Here is a 24,064-nt window from a genome sequence, read left to right as displayed (position 1 = left end):
CGGCGGCTGTGAAACCTCTCAGGAGCAGACGGACGATAGCGTTGTCCCGGTGGACGAAGAACTCACGCTGACGGCGACCCTTCGGCTGGCCGGTCTCGACAACCGCCGCGGTGTGGTCCGGCTGCATCCGGCGGTCATGACGGCCCTGACGATCAACCCCGGTGATCCCGTACGCCTGAGCGGCAGCCGGACGACGGCGGCGCTGGCCGCCAAGGCCGAGGCGTCCGCGAGCCGCGAGTTCCTGTACGCCGACGATCTCACCCTGGGCAACCTCGGCATCCGCGACGGGGCCCGGGTCACCGTGGCCAAGCTGCCGGCGGTGGCCGCCCGCCGGGTCACGCTGGCCGGCCCGGCCGACGTGGTCGCCCTGGTCTCGCCCGAGATTTTGCGCCTGGCCCTGCTCGGCAAGGTGCTCAGCGAGGGCGACAACGTCTCGCTCTATCCGCAGGACGTGCCGCTGCGCGAGGGGCAGCGCGCCCCGGTGCCGGACATCGGGCGCAACCTGCGCAACCGCCTCGGCTACCAGTGGACGACGGCGCTGCTGACGGTCGTCGCGGTCGAGGGTGCCGCGTCCGCCGTCGTCACCATGGACACGGTGGTCGGCTGGCAGGACGGTCAGACGTCTTCCCCGGTGCCGGGCCCGGCCGCGCAGCCGCAGGCGCCCGCCTCGACCGACCCCGACGTGCCGCCGCCGAGCATCGACGACCTACCCGGGCTGCGTGCTCAGGCCAAGGAGCTGGAGGAGCTGCTCGACCTCGGCTTCCACCACGGTGAGGTGCTGGCCCGGCTGAACACCAAGGTCTCGCTGGGCGTTCTGGTGTCGGGTCCGGCCGGGTCGGGCAAGTCCGCTCTCGTCCGGGCGGTGGCCGCGCAGGTCGGCGCGCGGGTGGTGCAGGTGTGGGCGCCGGAGTTGGCCGCGCTGGCCGCCGACTCGGCCGCCGCGCGCCTGCGGGAGTTGGCCCGTGAAGCCTGTACGGGAAAGCACACGGTCCTGCTCTTCTCCGACGTCGAAGCGCTGGCACCGCGCGATGAGCCCAAGCCGATCGCCACGGTCTTCCGGCAGGTGCTGGAGGAGGTCGTGCGGTCCGGGGCGGCCGTGGTCGCCACCACCAGCCGGCCCGAGTCGGTCGACCCGTCGCTGCGCTCGCCCGACCTGCTAGCCGTGCAGTTGGCCGTGCCCCTGCCGGATGCGGCCCTGCGCCGCGAGCAACTCGGTGTGCTCACCCGCGGCGTTCCTCTGGCCGAGGACGTACGTCTCGACGAGATCGCCGGGCGTACTCCGGGCTTCGTCGCCGCCGACCTGGGTGCGCTGGCCCGCGAGGCCGGTGTGCGGGCCGCGCTGCGCCAGAAGGAGGCCGAGTCGCCGACCGTGACCATGGCCGACTTCGAGGGCGCGCTCGACGTCGTGCGGCCCACCTCGATGGCCGACTCGACGCTCGAGGTGGCCGCCGTGACCCTCGACGACGTGGGCGACCTGGCCGACGTCAAGCAGGTGCTCACCGAGTCGGTGCTGTGGCCGCTGACCTATCCCGACACGTTCGCCCGGCTCGGCGTCTCGCCGCCGCGCGGCGTCCTGCTCTACGGGCCGCCCGGCTGCGGAAAGACCTATCTGGTGAAGGCGATCGCCGGCACCGGCAAGGCCAACGTGCTGTCGGTCAAGGGCGCCGAGCTGCTGAGCAAGTGGGTCGGCGACAGCGAGCGGGCGGTCCGCGAGCTGTTCCGCCGGGCCCGGGAGGCGGCGCCCACGCTGGTCTTCCTGGACGAGGTGGACGCGCTGGCCCCGACCCGCGGGCAGGCCACCGACGGCGGCACGGCCGACCGGGTGGTGGCGGCGCTGCTGACCGAGCTCGACGGGGTGGAGGACCTGCGCAACGTGGTGGTGGTCGGGGCGACCAACCGGCCCGACCTGATCGACCCGGCCCTGCTGCGCCCGGGGCGGCTGGAGCGGCTGGTCTACGTGCCGCCGCCGGACGCTGCGGCCCGTGCCGCGATCCTGGAGGCGTCGGCCAAGGCGGTGCCCCTGGACGACGAGGTCGACCTGCGGAAACTGGGAACCGAGCTGGAGGGCTTCTCGGCGGCCGACTGCGCGGCACTCATCCGCGAGGCGGCGCTGGCGGCGATGCGGGACTCGCTGGAGGCGACGACCGTGACCGCTTCCAACGTGGCGACCGCGCGGGAACGCGTACGAGCGTCGCTCGATCCGACTCAGGTGGCGTGGCTGGAGGCGTACGCCGAAACGCACTAACGCCTTCTCGTCCGGGCCCTCGTCGAGCGGAGACGCCGGAGGCGGCCCACGAGCACGGGATCGTGCTCGAGGGCCGCCGGGTTGTCCAGCAGGGCGTTCAGCAGCTGGTAGTAGCGCGTCGAGGAAAGCTCGAACGTGTCGCGGATCGCCTGCTCCTTGGAGCCCGCGTGTTTCCACCAGCGGGCCTCGAAGGAGAGGATCTCACGATCCCGATCGGACAATTCCGACCTCTCCGGCTCGCGGGGCGCCGGAATGGGCGTCTGCTCGTCGGACATGGTCGTCAGCATAAGCTCTTACGTCACGTGATGTCTCGACTACGCATCGTCCACATTGCGGCGCCCGCGATGACGACGAAGAGTCCGCCGAGCAGAGCGGCCGCCATCGGCCAGGTCAGGGTCAGTTGGGCCGGCTGGCAGCCGTTGACCGAGGAGAAGTCGCAGGAGTTGTAGTCCTCGAGCGTGATCTCCTTGTTCATCCAGGCCGAGATCCAGGCCGGGATCAGATAGGCCTGCACGAACTTCACCTTGGCCAGCTCCAGCACCACACCCAGTCCGAACTGGAACACGATCACGGCGCCGATCGTCACGCCCAGCGCCATCGCCGTGTGCCGGCCCAGCGAGGCCAGCCCGAAACCGACCGCCCCGGCCACCAGCACCAGGGCCAGACCGCGGACCTCCATGATCGCGAAGGACTGCCAGGCGCCCGACGTCATGCTGTCGGTGCTGCCGCGGGCCTCCGCGATCAGATAGAAGACGCCGGTCCAGATGGCCGAGGCCACCACCGTGATCACGGTGAAGGACAGCAGGACGGTGAGGAGTTTCGTGCCCAGCACCTTGAGCCGCTGGGGCCGCCACAGCAGCAGGTTCATCATGCCGCCGCTGCTCCACTCGGCCCCCACGAAGGACGCGCCGATGATGAAGGCGGCCAGCGCCAGCAGCGCGGCCAGAGTGGTCGCCATGTCCGGGAAGCTCTCCCGGAAGATGAACGTCGGCGGCATGTACCACTCGTAGTTGTAGTTCTCCTGGCTCGGCGGGGTCAGCTGCTCGCAGTCCGGCGGCCAGTTGCTCGCCTGCGCGGTGCCCTTGGCCGCCTCGCAGGAGGCCTTGTCCTTCTCGGTCTGCTGGGTGTCCCGCTCGAACTGGGCCTGCGCGTCGGCCTTGGCCGCGGCGATCTGCGACGGGCCGACCGCCTCGTTCGAGAAGAAGATGCCGATGGCCACGGCGGCCAGCACGGCCACGGCGCCGAGCAGGAAAAGCTTGGTGAAGCGGCGCTTGAACAGCCGCCGGGTCTCCGCCTTGTAGAGGCTCACTGTCCCCACCCTCCGACGCTCGCGGTCTGATCCACCTGGCGGTTCTGGCCCTCGACCGGCGCGGTGCCGGTCAGCTGGAGGAAGACGCTCTCCAGGTCGGCCGAGACCGGGGTCAGCTCGCTCACGTAGATCTGCCGCTCGGCCAGGATCCGGGTGATCTGCGCCGGATTGCCGGCGTTGCCGACCGTGAAGTGGTCGACCTCGACGGTGACCTGGGCCCCGTTGGCCCGCAGCAGCTCGACCGCGGCGCGCGCGTCGACACCCGGTTCGAGCCGCACCTTGACGGTCGAGCTGGTGTGGCTCGCGAGCACGCTGGCGACCGAGCCGTACGCGACCCGCCGCCCGGCCGAGATGATGGTGACCTCGTCGCAGATCAGCTGGATCTCACCGAGGATGTGGCTGGACAGCACGACGGTCATGCCCGACTCGGCCAGGTTGCGCATCAGCGACCGCATCTCCCGGATGCCGCCCGGGTCGAGGCCGTTGGCGGGCTCGTCCAGGATGAGCAGCTTCGGCTCTTTGAGCAGGGCGGAGGCGACGGCGAGGCGCTGCTTCATGCCGAGCGAATAGGTCTTGACCCGGTCCTTGCCCCGATCGCGGAGCCCGACCAGCTCCAGCACCTCGGTCACCCGCTGCCGTCTCACATCACCGGCGTCGGCCAGCAGCGACAGCGTGTCCTGGGCGCTGAAATTGCCGAAGAACTGCGGGCTCTCGACGATCGCACCGACCAGCCCGGCCGTCTCCGGCAGATGGCGCGGAACCTCCCGGCCGAGAATCGCCATGCGGCCGCCATTGGGCTTGATCAGCCCCAGGAGCGTTCGCAACGTGGTGGTCTTCCCCGACCCGTTGGGCCCGAGAAAGCCATGCACCTGACCCGCCTCGACGACCATGTCGAACCCGTCGAGCGCCTTTCGCGTCCCTTTGCGGCTGCGATAGGTCTTCTGCAGCCCGGCAATCTCCAAAACGGCAGTCACCCGCGAGACTCTAAACACTCTCGTCAATATCCACCGCCAATGTCCCTCGGCGCCGCTGTGCTTTCCTTTCCGCTTTCCACCGATCCGGTGACCCTTCGCAATCCGCGAACCACAGCGGGTGGTCGCTTTCGTCAGAGGGGCCCCGCGTCTTCGCTGTCGCTCGTCAGCTCGGCCTCCGAAGGCCGTCGGCGATCGCCGCCCGGAGCTGATCGCCGTAGTCGCCGGCGGGCAACGCCGCGACGTGGTCGGCCGCCCGCTCGTAAGCGCCACGGGCCGCGGCCGGATCACCCAGTTGCTCATGGGCCATGGCCGCGCTGACGTGAAGCGAGGGATAGAAGGCCGCGACCCTCTCGTCGCCCACGGCGTCGGCGTGCCGCAGGGCCTCGGTGTTCCACCGGAGAGCCGCCGAGGGGCTGTCCTGCTGCCGGGCCAGATAGTGCGCCACCACGCAGGCGTCGTAGTCATCGGCTCGGGCCGCCCAGGCTTTTTCGTACAAGGCGCGCGCCTCGGCCGGCCGGCCTTGCGCCTCGGCCCGCATCCCGTCCTGGCAGAGTTGAAGCACCCGATTTTCGAGATCCATTCTCGCTCCCTTCGACGAGGAGAGCCTGCGGCCTCGACCAGGTCGAGAGTCAACCGGACGTGGTTCGAAGGTGGCTTCCGCCTATAAATGGTGGCGTGGAGTGAAGGCGGTCGTCAGGATCGGGGTGTGATCGCTGACCTTTGGCCCCCGTTCGGGCTCCGTCTTGCCGGGGAACGGGTGGAGTTGCGGCTGCCCGATGAGGGTGAGCTCGCGGAGCTGGCCCGGCTGGCCGGCAAAGGGGTCCATCGGGCCGGGGAGCGGCCATTCCTGACGCCCTGGACCGAGGGGAGCGCCGAGGACCGGGCGCGGGCCGTTCTCCAGGGGCACTGGGGTGCCCTGGCGTCGTGGCGGCCGGACGACTGGGAGCTCGGGTTCGGGGTCTTCCGGGGCGCGGAGCCGATCGGGTTGGTGGGGCTCCGGGCGGTGGACTTCGCGGTCGTCCGGGAAGTCAAGACCTGGTCGTGGCTGGGGCTCGACCATCAGGGGCAGGGGTACGGCACGGAGGCCCGGGTCGCGATGCTGACGCTCGCCTTCGATCATCTGGGGGCGCGGGCCGCGCTGACCGAGGTGTTCCAGGACAACCACGCGTCGCAGGGGGTGTCGCGCAAGCTCGGCTACGTGCCGGACGGCATCTCCGTGGACGCGCGGGACGGGGAGGCTCTCGTCTCCGATCGGCTGCGGCTGACCCGGGACGGTTGGAGCGGGCGGGCGCGGCCCCGGGTCGCGGTCGACGGGGTGCCGGCCTGCCGGGAGATGCTGGGACTCGGCGACGACTAAGGGTGTGGCTCACACCTCGGGATCCCACGAGCCTGATCACACGGTTTCGTCGTAAGGTGTGGGAACAACTGAATACCTCATCCAGAGGGGCAGAGGGAACGGCCCGATGAAGCCCCGGCAACCACCACGCAGTCTCGACGACGAGGCCGAGCGCGGCAGGTGCTAATTCCGTCCCCGGCCGGCAGGTCGCCGCGGGGAAAGATGAGAGGGAAGGCCTCGATGACGTCTGCCGTCAGTGCACCCAGTGCTACCACCACCTCGCCCGCCAAGGGCCTCGTGTGCCGCGCCTGTGGCGCCGAATATCCGCTGGTCGCCCAGCACGCCTGTTACGAGTGTTTCGGCCCGCTCGAGGTCGCCTACGACCAGGCGGCGCTCGCGCGGGTGACCCGGGCCGACATCGAGTCGGGCCCGCAGAACATCTGGCGCTACGCGGCGCTGCTGCCCGCCGGGCAGGACCCGGCCACCCGGGTGACCCTCGACCCCGGCCTGACGCCGCTGGTCAGCGCCCCGGCCCTGGCCGCCGCGGTCGGCCTGCGGGCGCCGCTGTACGTCAAGGACGACTCGGCCAACCCGACCCACTCGTTCAAGGACCGGGTCGTCTCGGTCGCGCTCACCGCGGCCCGCGGGCTCGGCTTCACCCGCTTCGCCTGCGCCTCGACCGGCAACCTGGCCAACTCGGTGGCCGCCCACGCGGCCCGGGCCGGCGCCCCCAGCATCGTCTTCATCCCGCACGACCTGGAGCAGGGCAAGATCATCACCACCGCCGTGTACGGCGGCGAGCTGGTGGCCATCGAGGGCTCCTACGACGACGTGAACCGGCTCTGCGGCGAGCTCGTGGAGACCGACGAGTTCGAGGACACGGCCTTCGTCAACGTCAACGTGCGCCCGTTCTACGCCGAGGGCTCCAAGACGCTGGGCTACGAGGTGGCCGAGCAGCTCGGCTGGCGCATCCCGGCCCAGGTGGTCATCCCGATGGCCTCGGGCGAGCTGCTGACCAAGGTCGACAAGGCGTTCAGCGAGCTGGTCGAGATCGGCCTGGCCGAGGCGCCCGAGGGTGGCTGGACGGTCTTCGGCGCGCAGTCGGCCGGCTGCAACCCGATCGCCACCGCGCTCCAGAAGGGCACCGACGAGATCATCCCGGTCAAGCCGACCGGCATCGCGAAGTCGCTGAACATCGGCGACCCGGCGGCCGGCGCCTACGCCATCGAGGCCGTCAAGCGCACCGGCGGCTGGATGGACTACGCCGACGACGACGAGATCCGCGCCGGCATCCGGCTGCTGGCCGAGACGACCGGCATCTTCGCCGAGACCGCCGGCGGCACCACTGTCGCCGTACTGAAGAAGCTCGTGGAAAGCGGAAAGCTCGACCCGGAGAAGGAGACCGTCGTCTACAACACGGGCGAGGGACTCAAGACCCTGGACGCCGTCGCCGGACAGGTCGGGCCGACTCACACGATCAAGCCGTCGCTGAAGGGCGCGCGCGAGGCCGGCCTGCTCGGATAACGCTGTGTAGTCGGCAATCTGCCAGCAAGTGAGAATTCCATCCCGCGAGGACTTGCGAACAGATCTCCGGGTCGGCAGGATGCTCTCTGCGGGAGGGCGCGACGCCGTACGCGGACCCTCACTCTCGAGCTTGGCGACAATCTCTCGAGGGACCCAACGACCCACTGCCGGAGGCGGTGTGCGTCCGTTCTCCCGACCAAAATCGTTCGCGTTCATGGCCGTCACCCGGAAGGGTGGCGGCCATGCGTGTATCTATCGAGACTTCTGACTCTCCGGACATCGCGTACAGGATCCGCCGGGCCGTGCAGGCGTACGAGGTTCCCGACATTCCCTTCATGACCGAAAAAGCCTTCAAAGCGGGGATTCTCCATCCACCGCCGGGTCTGGTCATCGAGCGCTATCTCGGCCTGCTCGACGGCGAGCCCGTCGGCTACCTCGAGTTGGAGCTGTTCCAGCTCGACAACCTCACCAACGCGCACATCGAGATCGAGGTGCTGCCCGAGCACCGGCGGCGCGGAGTGGGCCGGGCCCTCTACGAACTCATGCTCGAACGGGCCGCCGCGCACGATCGCAAGCACATCATCGGCTCGACAGTGGACACCCGCCCCGACGGCGCCGCCTTCGCCCGCGCGATGGGCGCTGTGGCCGGCCTCGAGGACACCCGCAGCCGCCTCGACCTGACCAGCCTCGACGAGGCCCACCTGGCCGAGCTGCGGGCCGACGCGCTGGCCTACGCCGAGGGATACCGCACGATCGAGTGGCTGGGCGTGCCGGCCGACGACATCATCGACGACGTGGCCTATCTGGAGGGCCGGCTGCTGGCCGACGCGCCGACCGGCGACATCGCCTGGGAGCCGGAGAAGATCGACGCCGACCGGCTCCGCGAGGACGAGAAGGCCCGGCAGAAACGGGGCCGGCTCAGCTACTGCGCGGGCGCGCTTCAGGGCGGCAAGCTGGTCGCCTGGACGGCCATCGCCGGTGAGCTGGCCCAGCCCGCGCACGCCTGGCAGCAGACCACCCTGGTCGATCCCGACCACCGCGGGCACCGCCTCGGCATGCTGGTGAAACTCGCCAACCTCGACAACGTCCGCCGCAACCGGCCCGGCATCCAGGCGATCGACACCTTCAACGCCTCGCAGAACGAGTACATGCTGCGGATCAACCGGGCGATCGGTTTCCGGGCGGCCGGCACCGAGACCGAATGGCAGCACGACCTGTGAGCGTCCGGGTCGAGCCGCTCGGTGACGCGGTGGAGAAGGCGTACGAGATCGCTCGTGCCGGCCAGGAGCATGACCAGCCGGACGTGCCGTTCTCCTCGTTCGAGGGCTATCGGGCGGTCCTGGCCAACGGGTGGCCCGGATATGCGTACGAACGCTATCTGGGCCTTCTCGACGGTGTGCCGGTCGGCCTGCTGTACCTCGCCATGTCGCAGCAGGACAACCTGCAGTCGGTCAACGTCGAGCTCAAGGTGCTGCCCCCGGCCCGGCGGCAGGGCGTCGGCCGGGCGCTGTGGGACCTGGCCGTCGAGCGGGCCCGGGGGCTCGGCCGCCGCCACCTCATCGCGACGACCGTGCAGAAACATCCGGACGGGGCCGCCTTCGCCACCGCCATGGGCGCGGCGGCCGGACTGGAGGAGATCCGCAACCGGCTCGACCTGAGCGCCCTCGACCAGCCGCGCCTCGACGGGCTGCTGGCCGAAGCCCGGGCCCACGCGGGCGACTATCGGCTGGTCCAGTGGACCGGGGTGCCGCCGGACGACGTCATCGACGGCGTGGCCTATCTGAACGGCCGCTTCAACGACGACGCCCCCACCGGCGACCTGGCCCTGGAAGCGGAGAAGTTCGACGCCGACCGGGTCCGCGAGGACGAGGAGTCGCGGATCCGGCGCGGGCGGACCAGCTACAACACCGGGGTGGTGCGCGACGGCCGGCTGGTGGCGATCACCGGCATCGTGGTCGAGAACGAGAAGCCCGCCCAGACATGGCAGAACATCACACTGGTCGACCCGGAGCATCGCGGCCACCGGCTCGGCCTGCTGGTCAAACTGGAGAACCTGCGGTACGTCCGGGAGAACGAGCCGAAGGTCGAAGTGATCGACACGTTCAACGCGACCGCCAACGAGCACATGCTGCGGATCAACCGGGAGGTCGGCTTCCGTCAGGTGGACTCGGTCGTCGAGTGGCAGGTGACCCTCGCCTGACGTGCCGCTTGTATCCGCCCGCCTCCAGGCCCGCCATCCGCTCGAAGACGTTGCGCGACCCCCAGTTGCGCGAGGTCGCGTACGAATAACCGCACGCCACCCAGTAGGCCGGCCAGAACAGCGGGCCGAGCACCGCGTACTGGGTGGCGTGATTGGCCTCGTGCCCGAACAGGGCCTCCTTCTCAGGCGAGAGAAGCCATTCGGCCGTACGCCTAGTCATGATCACTGAGCCGACGGTGAAACAGGAGGCGGGCGGGATCCGCAGCCGGTATCCCTCGGCGATCAGCACGCCGTCGCGGCCGCGGCGCAGCTTGGCGCCACCCAGCTTGGCCACGATCAGGCCGACCGCTGTCGTCCCGTTCACCGCGGTGATCAGGCTGCGCGCCACATGCCGCCGAGCCATCAGATCCGCCGGCGCATGCGCAGCTCGGTGAGGGCGGGCAGCACCGGATGGGGCACACGCTCGCCGGTGTCTTCAAAACCGAGTTTCTCGTACGCCCGGACGGCCCGGTCATTGCCGACGACCACTTCGAGCATCGTGCGGCGTCGCCCGGCCCGGCGCGACCAGTCGAAGACGGCCTCCATCAGCTCCGGGAGAACCTTGCCGCTCCGATAGGCGGGGGTGACATAGACGGCGAAGACCACGGTCTCGGGCGAGGAGTCGTGGGCGACGGTGCCGCCGGCGTGCCCGATGAGCCGCTGACCGGGCCCGGGATCGGCCACGAACTGGGCGAGCTCATCCCCGGAGGCGGCCTGGGCGATGCGCTGCCGGTAGCCCTCATGCGACCGGGCGGCGGCCTGGGCCAGGGTCTCGAGAAAGGCGAGCGGGCTGTCGGCCAGCATCTCCAGTCGCAGAGCCCGCATCCGAGCCGCGTCGCCGGCGGTGACCCGGTGCACGCTCCAGCTGTCCATGCCGTCCTGACTACCCGTTGACCTTCCTTGGGGCAAGCCGGTTGGCGCTAATCGGACGAGCAGGGCCGCCTTGCTTGCTGCTCTTCCCGTCCGCCTTGCTTGCTCCTCCTCCCGCCCGCCTTGCCTGCTGCTCCTCCCGCCCGCCTTGCCTGCTGCTCCTCCCGCCCGCCTTGCCTGCTGCTCCTCCCGCCCGCCTTTGCTTGCTGCTCCGTCCTGTCCTCCCGCCCGCGCTGCCTGCCGCTCCTCCCGCCCGTCTTGCCGGCCGCTCCTCCCGTCCGTCGTCCGCTGGCCCGGCCGTCCGTCGTCCGTTGGCCCGGCCGTCCGCCGGCCGCAGCTCCGGCCGCTCGTCGTCTGCTGCCCGCAGTCTTGCAGCTCACGAACTGTCGGCGGGCGTTGTCCACAGGGCGTCTGGTTGTCCACAGGCCGGTCCTAGCGATCTTGCATTTCCCTCACACTGGTGCCAGGAAGGAGGCCCCCAAGGGAGGGCGGGCTCCGTCGGTGGGCGTGTGGGCGCGTGGCCGGGCCGGGTGGCGAGGGGGGTGGGTGCTGGGGCAAGGTGTTTCGATGGATCAGGTCGAGGGCGCTCTGCACATGGTCGAAGCGCCGGTGGTGGTGGCCGCGGACCCCTTCGATCCGGAGTCGCGGACGGCCGAGCTGCCGCGTGGGGGCTTACCCGAAACGGTGAATCCGGGGGTGCGGGACGCGCTCGTGCCGGCGCCGGGGTCTGGGCTGCGCGGGTGGGCCGGGCGGGTTGTGGCTGTGCTCGGGCGCGATGGGGTTCGGTTGCTGCCGGGGATGGCTCTGGCGGCGCTTCCCATGCATTTCTTCGTGGGGCGGCTTGACGACACCGTCATCGCGGCGCCGGCGCTCTTCGATCTGGCCGGTGGGTTCGGGCTGCTGTTGTTGCCGACGATGTGGCTGGCTTACCTGACCGTGTCGGCGCTTCCGCTGGTGATCTGCCTGGCGGGGGCGGTGGGGGTGGCCGTGCCTTCGGCCGCCGACGGGGTGCGGCCCCGGCTGCGGGTGGTGTGGGGGCTGGTGGCGAACCGGCTGCGCGGGCTCTGGCTGTGGTTCGCGGGGGTGGGGCTGGTGACGGGCGGGCTGTCGCTGGTGGCTCACGAGGCCGTCGCCGTGGTGGCCTCGACGGGGCTGCTGGCCGTGGCGGGGGTGTTCGGGTGTGTGGTGCTGATCGAACGCGGTCATGGGGTTCGGCGGGCGGCGCACCTGCTGGGGCGTGGGCCGGTGCTGGGGATGGTGGCCGTGTCGGCGGCGGCGTCGGGGCTGCCGCTGGTGGCCGACGAGATGTGGGGCGGGCTGGCGGCGACCGTGGTGGGAGTGGTCACGGTCCAGGTGTGGGCCGTGGGGGCGCTGGTGGCGTACGGCCAAGGTCGTCGCTCCGAGGGAGTGGTCACGGCGGCGTCTTTGCGCGCTGAGCTGAACGTGCCTGAAGACTGACTTAGGGCGGCAGGAGGTCTTCAGTCCGGTCAAGGGCGGTGGCGGGGAGGTTGGACCGGGGTTTCCTTGCACTCGCCACCTGAGAGTGCTAAACAAGTCATTGGCACTCGCTAGCGGTGAGTGCCAGCAGGTCGGGACGGTGGGGTCTCGGTCACGGTGTCGCCATCGGCGCCGGGGCACGGGGCCGGTCGTCGCGGGCTATCCGGCTCGGCCTGAGGACGTCACGACGCCAGGTGGTGACGTCCGCAGAGTTCGCAACGGGCGGGGCCGACGAGGCCCGGCACCGCGTATGTCCAGGAGGACAAAGCCGTATGGCCAAGATCATCGCATTCGACGAGGAAGCTCGTCGCGGCCTCGAGCGGGGCATGAACCAGCTCGCCGACGCCGTAAAGGTGACGCTCGGCCCCAAGGGCCGCAACGTCGTGCTCGAGAAGAAGTGGGGCGCTCCCACCATCACCAACGATGGTGTGTCGATCGCCAAGGAGATCGAGCTCGAGGACACCTTCGAGAAGATCGGCGCCGAGCTGGTCAAGGAGGTCGCCAAGAAGACCGACGACGTTGCCGGTGACGGCACGACGACGGCGACCGTCCTCGCCCAGGCGCTGGTCCGTGAGGGTCTGCGCAACGTTGCCGCGGGCGCCAACCCGATGGCCCTCAAGCGGGGCATCGAGGCCGCCGTGGCCAGCGTGTCCGAGGGCCTGCAGCAGCTGGCCAAGGACGTGGAGACCAAGGAGCAGATCGCCTCCACCGCCTCCATCTCCGCCGGTGACTCCACGGTCGGCGAGATCATCGCCGAGGCCATGGACAAGGTCGGCAAGGAAGGCGTCATCACCGTCGAGGAGAGCAACACCTTCGGTCTCGAGCTCGAGCTCACCGAGGGCATGCGCTTCGACAAGGGCTACATCTCGGCGTACTTCATGACCGACGCCGAGCGTATGGAGGCCGTCTTCGACGACCCGTACATCCTGATCGCCAACAGCAAGATCTCCGCGGTGAAGGACCTGCTCCCGATCCTCGAGAAGGTCATGCAGGGCGGCAAGCCGCTGGTCATCATCGCCGAGGACGTCGAGGGCGAGGCCCTGGCCACCCTGGTCGTCAACAAGGTGCGCGGCACCTTCAAGTCCGTCGCCGTCAAGGCCCCGGGCTTCGGTGACCGCCGCAAGGCCATGCTCGAGGACATCGCCATCCTCACCGGTGGCGCGGTCATCAGCGAGGAGGTCGGCCTCAAGCTCGACGGCGCCGACCTGAGCCTGCTGGGCACCGCCCGCAAGATCGTCATCACCAAGGACGAGACCACCGTCGTCGACGGCGGCGGCAACGCCGAGCAGATCCAGGGCCGGGTCAACCAGATCCGCGCCGAGATCGAGAAGTCGGACTCCGACTACGACCGTGAGAAGCTGCAGGAGCGCCTGGCCAAGCTGGCCGGCGGTGTTGCGGTCATCAAGGTCGGCGCGGCCACCGAGGTCGAGCTCAAGGAGCGCAAGCACCGCATCGAGGACGCCGTTCGCAACGCGAAGGCGGCCGTCGAGGAGGGCATCGTGCCCGGTGGTGGCGTTGCCCTGGTGCAGGCCGGCAAGACCGCGTTCGACAAGCTCGACCTGGTCGGCGACGAGGCGACCGGCGCGCAGATCGTCAAGCTCGCGCTCGACGCCCCGCTGCGTCAGATCGCCGTGAACGCCGGCCTCGAGGGCGGCGTCGTGGTGGAGAAGGTGCGCAACCTCGACGCTGGTCACGGCCTCAACGCCGCGTCCGGCGAGTACGTCGACCTGCTGGCCGCGGGCATCATCGACCCGGCCAAGGTCACCCGCTCGGCGCTGCAGAACGCCGCGTCGATCGCCGCGCTGTTCCTCACCACCGAGGCCGTCGTGGCCGACAAGCCCGAGAAGAACCCGGCTCCGGCCGGCGCCCCGGGCGGCGGTGACATGGACTTCTGAGTCCAGTCTTAGATCGGCGGGTCCGCTTCGGCGGGCCCGCCTTTCTGCTTTTCCGGGGCCGGGCGCGGCGGGTGGCCACCGGGGCAAGCTCGGGCGTGTGTCAGGGGCGGCGCTTTCCGGGGCGCGGGGTGCCTGAAGCGCCTATCCAATAGAGGGCGGCGCCGATCGCCAGGGTCACGCTGCCGGCGGCTATCACGGCCAGCACGTTGTCGCCTGTGGCGGGGAGCGGCAGGATGTTGGGGCCGGGGTATTTGTCGGGTTTGCCGACGGTGACGGTGATTGTTGCGGTGGCTATGTTGCCGTTGGCGTCGATCACCTCGTAGGTGAACGAGTCCACTCCGGCGAAGCCCGGGGGTGGGGTGTAGGTGACTGTGCCGTCGGCGTTGAGGACGGCTGTGCCGTGTGCGGGCTTGCCTACCGATTGGACGGTGACCGGGCGGCCGTTGGCGTCGGTGGCGGGCAAGGGGATGCCGATGGGGCGGCCCGGCTGGGCCGCGGCCACCTTGTCGGGGACCAACGGCTTGTACGGGCTCGGCGAGGGCGACGAGGTCGCGGTGGGACTCGTGGGACCGGCGGTCGCGGTGGGGCCGGCGGTGGCGCTGGGGCTCGCAGTGGCGGTTGGGCTAAGGGTCGCGGTCGGGCTGACGGTCGCGGTGGGGCCGACGGTCGCGGTGGGGCTGGTGGTTGCGGTGGGGCCGGTGGGGGTGGTCGGAGCGGGCGCCGGGATCACGGCCTGGTCGACGTGGACGGTGATCTGGGCGCTTGCGGTGTTGCCGGCCTCGTCCCGTACGTCGTAGGAGAAGGTCTCGATCTGGGCCGCGGCCCCCCGGGGCACATAACGCACCGCGCCCGACGGGAGCAGCGTGGCGGTGCCCCGCGGCGGCGTCCCGATCGCGGTCACGGTCAACGGCCGGCCCTCGGGGTCGGTGTCGTTGTCCAGCACGGCGATCTCGATCGGGGTGCGCGACGGCGTCGTCACCTCGTCGTCGACGGCCAGCGGGGGCCAGTCGACAGTGATGTGCACTGTTGCGGTGTCGGTGCGGCCCCAGTCGTCGCTGAGCACGTACGTGAACGTGTCGGTGCCCGGTGAGTCGGCGTCCGCTCGATAGGACACCGTGCCGTCCGCGGCCAGCGCCGCCGTGCCCTCGGCCGCCGCGCCGACCGACGACACCTCCAGCGGCTGGCCGGTGTTGGGATCGTGGTCGTTGAGCATGACGTCCACCGGCGTGACGATCTCGGGGCGGACCACGAACGCGTCGTCCTCGGCGATCGGGGCCGCGTTGCGGACGGTGATCGTGACCGTGGCCGAGACGGCCAGCCGGTCGGTGTCCTCGATCGTGTAGGTGAAGGCGTCGATGCCGTAGAAGCCGCTGTCCGGCGTGTAGACGACCGTGTCGTCGGAGTCCCGGGTGACCGTGCCGTGGGCCGCCACCGTGAAGCCGACCAGGCTCAGGGTGTCGCCGTTCGGGTCCTCGTCGTTGGCCAGCGCGTCGATGGGCAGCGCCGTGTCCGTGTCGGTGGCGACCGAGTCGGGGCGGGCGATCGGCGGCGAGTTGACCACGCCGACCGTCACGGTCGCGGTCGAGGTGTCCAGGCCGTCGCTGAGCGTGTAGGCGAAGGCGTCGGTGCCGTGGAAGCCCGGATGAGGCGTGTAGGTGATCCTGTTGTCGGTGCCGACCGTCGCCGTGCCGTGGGCCGGGGCCGCGCTCACCGTGATGGTCAGTGGGGTGCCGTTCGGGTCCTCGTCGTCGTTGGCGAGCACGTCGATGGCGCCGGGCAGGTTGGTCCGCACGGTGACCGAGTCGTTGCGGGCCACCGGCACGCCGTTCTCGACCGTGACCGTGACCCGGGCCGTGGCCGCGCCGCCGTGGCCGTCGCCGACCGTGTAGTCGAAGACGTCGGTGCCCGAGAACCGGGTGTCCGGGGTGTACGTGAGGGTGCCGTTGAGGTTGCGCGCGACCGAGCCGTGCGCCGGGTCGGTGGTGCCGGTGACGGTCAGCGTGTCGGTGGGGTTGGGGTCGGTGGCCGAGGAGAGGACGTTGATCACTGTGGCGGTGCCGTACGGCGTGGTGGCCGTCCGGTTCACGGCGGCCGGCGCCGCGTTGCCCACGGTGACGGTGACCGTGGCGTACGAGGTCAAGCCGCCGTTGTCCTCGATGTCGTAGCGGAACGTCGCCACCCCGGAGAAGCCCACCGGCGGCTGGTAGCGGATGCCGCCCGGCTCGGCCGTCGCCATGCCCGTGCTGGGCGGGCCGACCGCCGAGACGTGGATGGTGTCGCCGACGTTGGGGTCGCGGTCGTTGCCGAGCACCGGGATCAGGATGCCGGTGAGATACGGCGTCGTGGCGTGGTCGTCGGCGGCGGTCGGGGCGGCGTTCTCCACGTCGACGTAGACCTGGCCGGTCGCCTGGCCGCCGTGGCCGTCGTCGGCGACATACGTGAACGAGGCCCGGCCCGAGAAGCCGGTGGCGGGCTGGAAGCTGACCAGGTCGCCGGCCCGGCTCGCCGTGCCCGCCGAGGGCGGCGACACCGTGCCGACACCCGTGACGTGCAGCGTGTCGCCCGGATTGGGGTCGGTGTCGTTGGCCAGCACGAGCAGGGTCACCACGGTGTCGGTGGGGGTGCTGGTGACGTCGACGTTCGCCGTCGGCGGGGCGTTGGCCGTGGTCACGGTGGCCGTGCCGGTCGCGGTGCCGCCGTGGCCGTCGGCGATCGCGTACTGGAACGGGTCGGGGCCGGCCCAGCCGGTGGCCGGGGTGTAGCGCACCGTGTTGTCGGCCAGCACCACCGCGCTGCCGTGCGCCGGCGGGGTGACGATCGTGACGGTGAAGCCGGTGTTCGGGTCCTCGGGGTCGGTGTCGTTGTCGCGGACCGGGAAGGTGACCGGGGTGGCGTGGCTGGTGGTGGCCGAGTCGGGCACGGCCACCGGCGGCGAGTTCACCCGCAGCGAGGCCGTGGCGGTGTCGTTGCCCGCGGCGGTGTCCCGCCCGGCGCCGGACACGCGCAGGGTGGCGAGCGCGGCCGTGGCGGCGCCGGCCGAGGCGGTGGCCGGGATGGTCACGGTGGCCCGGCTGCCGCCGACCAGTTGCCCGGCCGGGCAGGTGACGACCGGGGCGCCGGCGGTGCAGCCGGCCGGGAGGGTGCCGGGGGTGACGCCGGTGGGAAGGGTGAGCTCGATCCGGGCCGCGGGCTCGGGGTCCGGGCCCAGGTTGGTGACCGTGGCGGTGTAGGTGATCGGGTTCGGGGCGCCCGCGCGTTGCACGTCGGCCGGGCTGACGGTCAGGCCGGCCGACAGGTCGTCGCGGGGCTGCTGGACCGTCGTGGCCAGGGTGCCGCCGACGGCGGCGACGTTCACGTTGGTGGTCCGGCCGGTGTAGGTGACGTTGACCATGTTGGCGATCGCGTAGAGGGCCGGGGTGTCGAGCGCGACCTTCACCCGGAACGTCACGGTGGTGGTGCCGAGATAGGGGATGCTGCCGAGGTCCCAGGTGACGGCGCCGGCGGAGTACTGACCGCCGCTGACATAGGTCGTGTACGTCGGGATCGCGTCGGACAGACGCACACCGTCGGCCGTGTCGCTGCCCTCGTTGCGGACGACGATCCGATATTCGATCTCGTCGCCCGGCACGAGGTCGCCGCCGTTGACGTCGGTGCCGGTCATGGTGGTGGTGATCTTGGGGGCGTAGAGGTCGATGGCGACCGTGAGGACGCCCGGGTAGTACACGTCGCCGGTCGTGGACATGGTCAGCTCGGCCTGGGTGACGCCGTGCCCGAGTTTGCCGCTGGCGTCGAACTGGTCGATGTCGACGCCGAGCAGGTTGCGGTAGCTGGGATCCCGGCCGCCGACGATCGCGCCGTTCTCGCTGACCGTGCTGTTGAAGATGTTGACCGGACTGGGCGGGTTGGCCGCGTCGCTCAACGGCTGCCCGTCGATCTTCAAGCTGTCGCCGGTGGTGCCCAGGTCGCCCTCGAACGCGACAGCTCCCACCGCGGTGTGCACCGTCCCCGAGTGCGGCGTCTCGAAGCCGGACAGCGGGATGTCCACGTCGTCGTCGGTGATCGAGCCGAAGCCGTCGTAGACGCGCAGGCTGCGCAGGGGTTCGGCGGGATTTCCGTACGCGATGACCAGCGCCCACCCCGCGTACTGCCCGGTGCCGGTGCCGGCCTGGATGTTGGCCACCGAATAGACGCCGTTGCCGGCCGCCGCGACCTGGGCGGTCACCTCGGCGAAGCCCTCGTACGCGCTGTTGGTGGTCGACGAGTACACCTCGTCGGCGGTGATCGGATTCCAGGTGGCGCTCGCCGGCGTACGAAAGCGGACCTTGTCTTTGTCGGTGGGGGAGGGCGCGGGCAGGCCACCGACGCCGAGGGCGGTGAGAGCCCCCCAGTAGAGGCCGGCGAAGAGCACGGTGCTGCCCGGCGGCAGGGTGACCGTCGAACTGCTGTCGTTGAAGGTCGTCAGCAGGTCGCCGTCGGTGTCGGTGTAGACCATCGAGTAGCCGTTGTTGTTCAGCGCGTTGCCCGTGACGCCGCTGCCGGCGCGGGCCGCGGCGCAGGTGAGGATGAGCGACGAGCAGGTCAGGTTCGTGTTGCCGCGCAACATGATGGCGCCGTTGGCGTTGACGTCGAACCGGCTGGTGAACTGGTCCGAGATCGCCGCGTCGGCCCGCCCGGTGACCAGTGTGGCCAGAGTGACCGCGATGGCGAGGAGAAGAGCCGGTCCGCGCACGAGATCACGCTAGGCGCGCTCGGCGCCTAGCGTGATCTGAATGGGCTACGACATCCGGTGACGTCCGGGGCGGTGCCGGCCCGGGCCGTTGGTCTGGCCGGCCATCAGCAGGAATCCGCCGACCAGGACGATGACGCCGCCCGCGGTGACCATCGAGACGATGTCCAGGCCGGTCTTGGCCAGCTTGCCGTCGCCGCTGCTGGAGGCGGGCGCGTTGACCGTGACCGTGACGATCGCGGTGGCGACGCCGCCGTGCCCGTCGCTGATCGTGTAGGTGAACGAGTCCACCCCGCCGGCGTAGCTCTCGTACGGCGCGTAGGTGACCGAGCCGTCCTTGTTGAGCACCGGCGTGCCGTGCCGCGCGCGGCCGATCTTGGTGATGGTGAGCTTGTCCTGGTTGGCGTCCTTGTCGTTGACGAGCGGGTGGATCACCACGGAGTCGCCCGCGTTCACCGCGACCGCGTCGTTCCTGGCCGCCGGCTTGGTGTTGACCCCGGCCACCGTGATGCTGATGGTGCCCGCGGCCTGGTTGCCGGCGGCGTCGGCGGCCTGATAGGTGAAGGTGTCGGTGCCCGACCAGCCGGCCGCCGCCGTGTAGGTGACGGTGCCGTCCTTGTTCAGCTTGGCCGTGCCGTGCTTGGGCTTGCCGATCGACAGCACGGTGATCGGGTCACCGGCCTCGTCGGTGGCCGGCATGACGATCCGCACCGGGGCGCCCGCCTTCGCGGTGAGCTGCCGGTTGGGGACGACCGGCGGCGCGCCGACGGTGATCGTCACGGTCGTGCTGGTCGTGTCGCCGTTGCCGTCGGTGGCCGTGTAGCCGAAGGTGGCGACGCCCGAGAAGCCGGACGGCGGGGTGTAGACGACCTTGCCGCCGTTGATCTTCACGGTGCCGTGGTCGGGCGTGGTCACCGCGGTCAGGGCGAGCGAGCCGGCCGGGTCGAGGTCGTTGGCCAGCACCGCGACGGTCACGGTCTGCTGATAGGCGGTGGTGCGCCTGTCGGCCACCGCGACGGGTGAGCCGTCGCTGACGGTGATGGTGACACTGGCCTGGGCGGTGCCGCCGTTGCCGTCGCTGATCGTGTACTTGAAGGTGTCCTTCCCGGTGTATCCGGCGGCCGGGGTGTAGCGGATCTTGCCGTCGACGACGGTCGCGGTGCCGTGGGCCGGCGTGCCGGCGGCGGTGACGGTCAGCTTCTGACCCGGGTTGGCGTCGGTGTCGTTGGCCAGCACGTCCACGTCGACGTGCTGGCCGGCCAGCACGGCGGCCGCGTCGTCGGCGGCGACCGGGGCGGCGTTGCCGACCGAGACGGTCACGGTGCCGGTCGCCATGCTGCCGGCGGCGTCCTTCACGACGTACGTGAAGGTGTCGGTGCCGGTATATCCGGCGGCCGGGGTGTAGCGGATCTTGCCGCCCACGACGGTCGCCGTGCCGTGGGCCGGGGCCCCGGCCGAGACCAGCGTCAGCGCCGAGGAGTTGGGGTCGGTGTCGTTGGCGGTCACCGCGATGTCCACGGCCTTGCCCGTGGTGGTCGTGGCCGTGTCGGCCACCGCGGTCGGCGCGGCGTCGATGGTGACCGTGACCTTGGCCGTGTCGGTGCGGCCCAGGTCGTCGGTGACCACGTAGTCGAACGTGTCGGTGCCGCTGGTCATCGGGTTCGGCCGATAGGTGACCCGGCCGTCGGCGGTGATCGTGACGACGCCCTTGGCCGGCTGCGTCACCGAGGAGACGCTGAGCTTCTGACCGGTGTTCGGGTCGACGTCGTTGGCGAGCACGTCGAGCGTGGTGGTGGCGCCGGGGTGCACGACGAACTGGTCGGCCACGGCGATCGGCGCCGCGTTGCGCACGGTGATGGTGACCAGGGCCGAGGCCGTCTTGCCGAAGGCGTCGGTGATCGAGTACGTGAAGGTGTCGGTGCCGTGGAAGCCGGCCGCCGGGGTGTAGGCGACCGTGCCGTCGGCGGCCAGCACGGCGGTGCCGTGGGCCGGCGTGGTGATCGCGGTGAGCTGGATGTCGTCGCCGTTCTCGTCGGAGTCGTTGGCCAGCGGGTGCACGGTCACGGCGGTGTCGGTGTCGGTGGTGGCCGCGTCGTCGAGGGCCGTCGGCGCGGTGTTTACCACGCCGAGGGTGACGGTGGCGCCGGCCGTGCCGCCCTTGCCGTCGGTGACGGTGTAGTGGAACGAGTCGGTGCCGCGGTAGCCGTCGGCCGGCGTGTAGGTGATCGTGCCGTCGCTGTTGACGGTGGCCGTGCCGTGCCCCGGGGCGACGTCGACCGTGACGGTCAGCGGGTCGCCGTTGGGGTCGGAGTCGTTGGCCAGGACGTCGATCGTGGCCACGGTGCCGGCCGGGACGGTGACCGCGTCGGGCTTGGCCACGGGCACGCCGTTGGCCACCGTGACCTTGACGGTCGCGGTGTCGAAGCCACCCTTGTCGTCGGTGATCGTGTAGTCGAAGGTGTCGTCGCCGGAGAAGCCGGCCTTCGGGGTGTACGTGATCTTGCCGTTGGCGCCGAGCACGGCCGTGCCGTTGGCGGGCGTGGTCAGCCCGCTGACACGCAGCGCGTCGGAGACGTTCGGGTCGCGGGCGTCGGCCAGCACGTCGACCACCACGGCGGTGCCGTACGGGGTGGTCACGGACTCGTCGGCGGCCACCGGCAGGGCGTTGGCCACGGTCACGGTGACCGTGCCGGTCGCGGTGTCGGTGCCGTCACCGACCTTGTACGTGAAGGTGGCGTCGCCCGAGAAGCCGCCCGGCGCCTTGTAGACGACCTTGCCACCGCTGATCGTGACGGTGCCGTGGTCGGGCGTGCCGACCGAGTCGAGGCTCAGGGCGTCCTTGTTGCCGTCGGTGTCGTTGGCGAGCACGTCGATGGTCACGGTGCCGGCGTACGGGGCGTCGGCGTGGTCGGGTGCGGCGACCGGCGCGGCGTTGCCCACGGTGACGCGGATCTGCCCGACGGTCTGCTTGCCGGCGCTGTCCTCGACCGTGTAGGTGAAGGTCGCGGTGCCCTTGTAGGTGGCCGGCGGCACGAAGGTGACGACGTCGCCGTTGAGCGTGGCCGTGCCCGCGCCGGACTGCGGCTGCGTGATCGAGTCGACGTGGATGGGGTTGCCGTTGGGGTCGGAGTCGTTGGCCAGCGGCGAGATGTCGATCTTGGTGCCGGGCGCGGTGGCGACCACGTCGTCGGTGGCCACCGGGGCCGCGTTGGCGGTCGTCACGGTGACGGTGGCCGTGGCGGTGCCGCCGTCGGAGTCGGTCACGACATAGCCGATGGTGTCGGCGCCGGCCCAGCCCAGGGTCGGGGTGTAGGTGATACGGCCGTCGGACTCGACGACCGCCGAACCGTGCGCGGGCCCGGTGCCGATTGTGACCTTCAGGGCCGACGCGGGGTCCTCGGTGTCGCCGTCGTTGGCCAGCACGTCGATCTTCACCGGGACGCCGTTGCTGGTGGTCGCGGTGTCGGCGGCGGCCGTGGGGGCGGTGTTGACGGTGAGGACGGCGGTGGCGCTGTTGTTGGTGGAGACGGAGTCGAGGCCGGTGCCCGAGACGTCCAGTGTGGCCGAGGCGGAGCGGGCGGAGCCCGCGGCGACGGTGGCCGGAATGGTCAGGGTGGCCTGGCTGGACGCGACCAGCGCGCCGACCGGGCAGGTCACGACCTGGCCCGAGGCCGAGCAGCCGGACGGGAGCGTGCCGGCGGTGACGCCGGCCGGCAGGGTCAGCTTCGCGGTGGCCGACGGCTCGAGGTCGGAGCCCTTGTTGGTGACCACGGCGGTGTAGGTGACCGCGTTCGGCGCGGCGGACCGCTGCACGGTCGCGGGCGAGACCGTCAGCGTGGCGGCCAGGTCGGCGTGCGGCTGCTGCACGGTCATGCTGTCGGTGGCGGGCACGCCGTCGACGTCCATGCCGGTGAAGTGGGCCTTGAACGACGAGCTGGCCACGTCGGTCACCGCGTAACCGGCCGGGGTGTCGGTGTCGACCTTGACGCGGAAGGTCACCCAGGTCGGGCTGCCGTTGGTGATCGAGCCGAGGTTCCAGGTGGGCGTGGCGCCGGTGTCCGCCACCGGGCTGCCCTTGACCGTCATCGAGCCCGGGATGTAGGTGGTGTGCGTCGGGATCGCGTTGCTGATCACGGTGTTGTCGGCCGGGTCGCTGCCGTTGTTCTTCACGTCGATCCGGTACTCGATCTCGTCGCCGGGCAGCAGGTCGCCGCCGTCGACGTCGGTGCCCTTGGCCGTCGTGACGAGCTCGGGGGCGAACAGGTCGGTGGTGAAGGTGACCACGCCCGGGTAGAACGTCTCGCCGCCGGTGGTCAAGGTCAGCTTGGCGGTGGTCGCCTTGTTGGCCAGCCGGCCCGAGGCGTCGAACTGGTCGACGTCGACGCCCATCAGGTTGCGGTTGCCCGGCGAGCGGCCGCTGTTGAGCAGCGTGCCGTTCTCGCTCACGGTGCTGTTGAAGAAGTTGGTGGCCGGGTTGGCGGCGTCGCTGACCGCCACGTCGTCGAGCTTGAGGTTGTCGCCGTCGAGGCCCAGGTCGCCCTCGTAGACGACCGTGCCGATCTTGGCGTTGACGGTGTTGAGGTCAGGGGTCTGGAAACCCGAGACCGGGATGTTCACGCTGGTGTCGTTGCTGGTCACGACGCCGAAGCCGTCGAAGACGCGCAGGCTGTGCATGGCTTCGTTCGGATTCTGGTACGCCAGCACGAGCGCCCATCCGGCGTAGCGGTCCTTGCCGGTGCCGGCCTGGATGTTGGCCACCGAGAAGTCGCCGTCGCCGGCGCCCGAGACCAGCGGCGTCACGTCGGCGAATCCCTGATAGGCCGAGTTCGACGGATTGGTGAAGACCGTGGTCGCGGTCACCGTCTGCCAGGCCGCGTTCGACGGCGTACGGAAAAGGACCTTGCCGTTGTCCCCGGCCGCCTTGGCCGGGCTGCCGCTGTTGCCGGCGCTGGTGTCGGCGCCCCAGTACAGGCCGGCGAAGAGCACCTTGCTGCCGCCGGTGGGCAGCGTCACCCTGGCCGTGCTGACGTTGAAGGTCGCCGGGTCGTTGTCCGTGTCGGCGTACTCCATGACGTAGTTGTTGTTGTTCAGCTCGCCCTTGGAGCCCGTTCCGGCCTGCGCGGCCGTGCAGGTGGCGGACGCCGGGCAGAGCATGTTGGTGTTGCCGCGCAGGATGATCGAGCCGTTCACGTTGGCCGAGAAACGGGCCTTGAACTCGGTGGTGATCGCCGCGTCGGCCTTGCCGCCGACCAGCGTCACGGCGACCGTGAGGGCCACGGCGACCACTACCACCAGGACAAGTGCCCGGTACGGGCTGGAACGCAGAACAGCTCGGTGCATGCGGGTCCCCGTCGTCTTCCGGCGGCGGCGGACTCCTGCGGTCCGGGCCTCTCATGACGCTAGGAATTGCCAAGTGCGGATCGGGTGCAGCGGGGAGCTACTTCGGTAG

At 70.7% G+C, this 24,064-nt stretch carries 14 protein-coding genes, 1 pseudogene and 1 riboswitch; of the genes and pseudogenes, 7 read left to right on the top strand and 8 right to left on the bottom strand.

Annotated elements, in window-relative coordinates; translation table 11 throughout:
- The first annotated feature begins 49 nt into the window (after nucleotides 1-49).
- A complete protein-coding gene (locus tag ACQP2X_RS47235) occupies nucleotides 50-2,245 on the top strand; it encodes an AAA family ATPase (protein WP_498692755.1) in 2,196 nt (731 codons plus the stop codon).
- Here ACQP2X_RS47235 and ACQP2X_RS47230 read toward each other — a convergent pair.
- From ACQP2X_RS47230 to ACQP2X_RS47215, 4 genes and pseudogenes are all read right to left on the bottom strand, one after another.
- Nucleotides 2,242-2,466: pseudogene (locus ACQP2X_RS47230) on the bottom strand (DUF3263 domain-containing protein); the annotation flags it as partial. The gene ACQP2X_RS47235 and the pseudogene ACQP2X_RS47230 overlap by 4 nt on opposite strands.
- A gap of 77 nt (nucleotides 2,467-2,543) precedes the next feature.
- Nucleotides 2,544-3,554, bottom strand: coding sequence for an ABC transporter permease subunit (locus ACQP2X_RS47225; RefSeq protein ID WP_498692753.1), 1,011 nt, complete (start codon nucleotides 3,552-3,554; stop codon nucleotides 2,544-2,546).
- Nucleotides 3,551-4,528: an ATP-binding cassette domain-containing protein gene (locus ACQP2X_RS47220; protein WP_498692752.1), complete on the bottom strand. Its 978-nt coding sequence runs from the start codon at nucleotides 4,526-4,528 to the stop codon at nucleotides 3,551-3,553. The genes ACQP2X_RS47225 and ACQP2X_RS47220 overlap by 4 nt, the downstream gene beginning before the upstream one ends.
- A 163-nt stretch (nucleotides 4,529-4,691) precedes the next feature.
- Entirely contained in the window at nucleotides 4,692-5,108 is a 417-nt protein-coding gene (locus ACQP2X_RS47215) for a hypothetical protein (protein ID WP_498692749.1), read from the bottom strand.
- A 126-nt stretch (nucleotides 5,109-5,234) separates the two neighbouring features.
- Between ACQP2X_RS47215 and ACQP2X_RS47210 the strand changes: the two genes are divergently transcribed.
- The 4 genes from ACQP2X_RS47210 to ACQP2X_RS47195 all read left to right on the top strand — a co-directional run bounded on the left by ACQP2X_RS47210 (nucleotide 5,235) and on the right by ACQP2X_RS47195 (nucleotide 9,588).
- Nucleotides 5,235-5,885 (top strand): GNAT family N-acetyltransferase, encoded by a 651-nt coding sequence (locus ACQP2X_RS47210; RefSeq protein ID WP_498692748.1) that lies wholly within the window; start codon nucleotides 5,235-5,237, stop codon nucleotides 5,883-5,885.
- Nucleotides 5,886-5,959: 74 nt separating this feature from the next.
- Nucleotides 5,960-6,093, top strand: a riboswitch (SAM riboswitch).
- A gap of 11 nt (nucleotides 6,094-6,104) precedes the next feature.
- The gene (gene thrC / locus ACQP2X_RS47205; protein ID WP_498692746.1) at nucleotides 6,105-7,388 is read left to right on the top strand and encodes a threonine synthase; all 1,284 of its coding nucleotides are present in this window, start codon (nucleotides 6,105-6,107) and stop codon (nucleotides 7,386-7,388) included.
- 242 nt (nucleotides 7,389-7,630) lie between these two features.
- Nucleotides 7,631-8,608, top strand: coding sequence for a GNAT family N-acetyltransferase (locus tag ACQP2X_RS47200; protein ID WP_498692745.1), 978 nt, complete (start codon nucleotides 7,631-7,633; stop codon nucleotides 8,606-8,608).
- Nucleotides 8,590-9,588 (top strand): GNAT family N-acetyltransferase, encoded by a 999-nt coding sequence (locus tag ACQP2X_RS47195; RefSeq protein ID WP_498692743.1) that lies wholly within the window; start codon nucleotides 8,590-8,592, stop codon nucleotides 9,586-9,588. The genes ACQP2X_RS47200 and ACQP2X_RS47195 overlap by 19 nt, the downstream gene beginning before the upstream one ends.
- Here the strand turns inward: ACQP2X_RS47195 and ACQP2X_RS47190 are convergent.
- Together ACQP2X_RS47190 and ACQP2X_RS47185 are read right to left on the bottom strand one after the other, a co-directional pair.
- Nucleotides 9,524-9,991 carry a hypothetical protein gene (locus tag ACQP2X_RS47190; RefSeq protein WP_498692742.1) on the bottom strand — a complete coding sequence of 156 codons (468 nt, stop codon included), beginning with the start codon at nucleotides 9,989-9,991 and terminating at the stop codon, nucleotides 9,524-9,526. The two genes, ACQP2X_RS47195 and ACQP2X_RS47190, sit on opposite strands and share 65 nt — an antisense overlap.
- Nucleotides 9,991-10,500, bottom strand: a complete 510-nt coding sequence (locus ACQP2X_RS47185; RefSeq protein WP_498692741.1) for a GNAT family N-acetyltransferase — start codon at nucleotides 10,498-10,500, stop codon at nucleotides 9,991-9,993. Before ACQP2X_RS47185 ends, ACQP2X_RS47190 begins: the two co-directional genes overlap by 1 nt.
- A 564-nt stretch (nucleotides 10,501-11,064) precedes the next feature.
- Here ACQP2X_RS47185 and ACQP2X_RS47180 point away from each other — a divergent pair.
- Together ACQP2X_RS47180 and groL are read left to right on the top strand one after the other, a co-directional pair.
- Nucleotides 11,065-11,955 carry a hypothetical protein gene (locus ACQP2X_RS47180; protein WP_498692739.1) on the top strand — a complete coding sequence of 297 codons (891 nt, stop codon included), beginning with the start codon at nucleotides 11,065-11,067 and terminating at the stop codon, nucleotides 11,953-11,955.
- A gap of 311 nt (nucleotides 11,956-12,266) precedes the next feature.
- Complete coding sequence (groL, locus tag ACQP2X_RS47175; RefSeq protein ID WP_498692738.1) at nucleotides 12,267-13,889, top strand: chaperonin GroEL; 1,623 nt, start codon at nucleotides 12,267-12,269, stop codon at nucleotides 13,887-13,889.
- 100 nt (nucleotides 13,890-13,989) lie between these two features.
- Here groL and ACQP2X_RS47170 read toward each other — a convergent pair whose 3' ends face one another.
- Both ACQP2X_RS47170 and ACQP2X_RS47165 read right to left on the bottom strand, forming a co-directional pair.
- Nucleotides 13,990-18,618, bottom strand: coding sequence for an Ig-like domain-containing protein (locus tag ACQP2X_RS47170; RefSeq protein WP_498692737.1), 4,629 nt, complete (start codon nucleotides 18,616-18,618; stop codon nucleotides 13,990-13,992).
- 45 nt (nucleotides 18,619-18,663) lie between these two features.
- Nucleotides 18,664-23,955, bottom strand: a complete 5,292-nt coding sequence (locus ACQP2X_RS47165) for an Ig-like domain-containing protein (RefSeq protein ID WP_498692735.1) — start codon at nucleotides 23,953-23,955, stop codon at nucleotides 18,664-18,666.
- Nucleotides 23,956-24,064 lie beyond the last annotated feature (109 nt).

It is taken from the genome of Actinoplanes sp. CA-131856, from assembly GCF_050956135.1.
Taxonomy (GTDB): Bacteria; Actinomycetota; Actinomycetes; order Mycobacteriales; family Micromonosporaceae; genus Actinoplanes.
The sequence above is the reverse complement of the archived record's forward strand: the minus strand, read 5'-3'. Positions and strand labels throughout refer to the sequence as shown.

Coding starts and splice junctions, on each gene's coding strand:
- ACQP2X_RS47215 (WP_498692749.1), bottom strand. CDS start 5,108: ATGGATCTCGAAAATCGGGTGCTTCAACTCTGCCAGGACGGGATGCGG.
- thrC (WP_498692746.1), top strand. CDS start 6,105: ATGACGTCTGCCGTCAGTGCACCCAGTGCTACCACCACCTCGCCCGCC.
- ACQP2X_RS47200 (WP_498692745.1), top strand. CDS start 7,631: ATGCGTGTATCTATCGAGACTTCTGACTCTCCGGACATCGCGTACAGG.
- ACQP2X_RS47195 (WP_498692743.1), top strand. CDS start 8,590: ATGGCAGCACGACCTGTGAGCGTCCGGGTCGAGCCGCTCGGTGACGCG.
- ACQP2X_RS47190 (WP_498692742.1), bottom strand. CDS start 9,991: ATGGCTCGGCGGCATGTGGCGCGCAGCCTGATCACCGCGGTGAACGGG.
- ACQP2X_RS47185 (WP_498692741.1), bottom strand. CDS start 10,500: ATGGACAGCTGGAGCGTGCACCGGGTCACCGCCGGCGACGCGGCTCGG.
- ACQP2X_RS47180 (WP_498692739.1), top strand. CDS start 11,065: ATGGATCAGGTCGAGGGCGCTCTGCACATGGTCGAAGCGCCGGTGGTG.
- groL (WP_498692738.1), top strand. CDS start 12,267: ATGGCCAAGATCATCGCATTCGACGAGGAAGCTCGTCGCGGCCTCGAG.
- ACQP2X_RS47165 (WP_498692735.1), bottom strand. CDS start 23,955: ATGCACCGAGCTGTTCTGCGTTCCAGCCCGTACCGGGCACTTGTCCTG.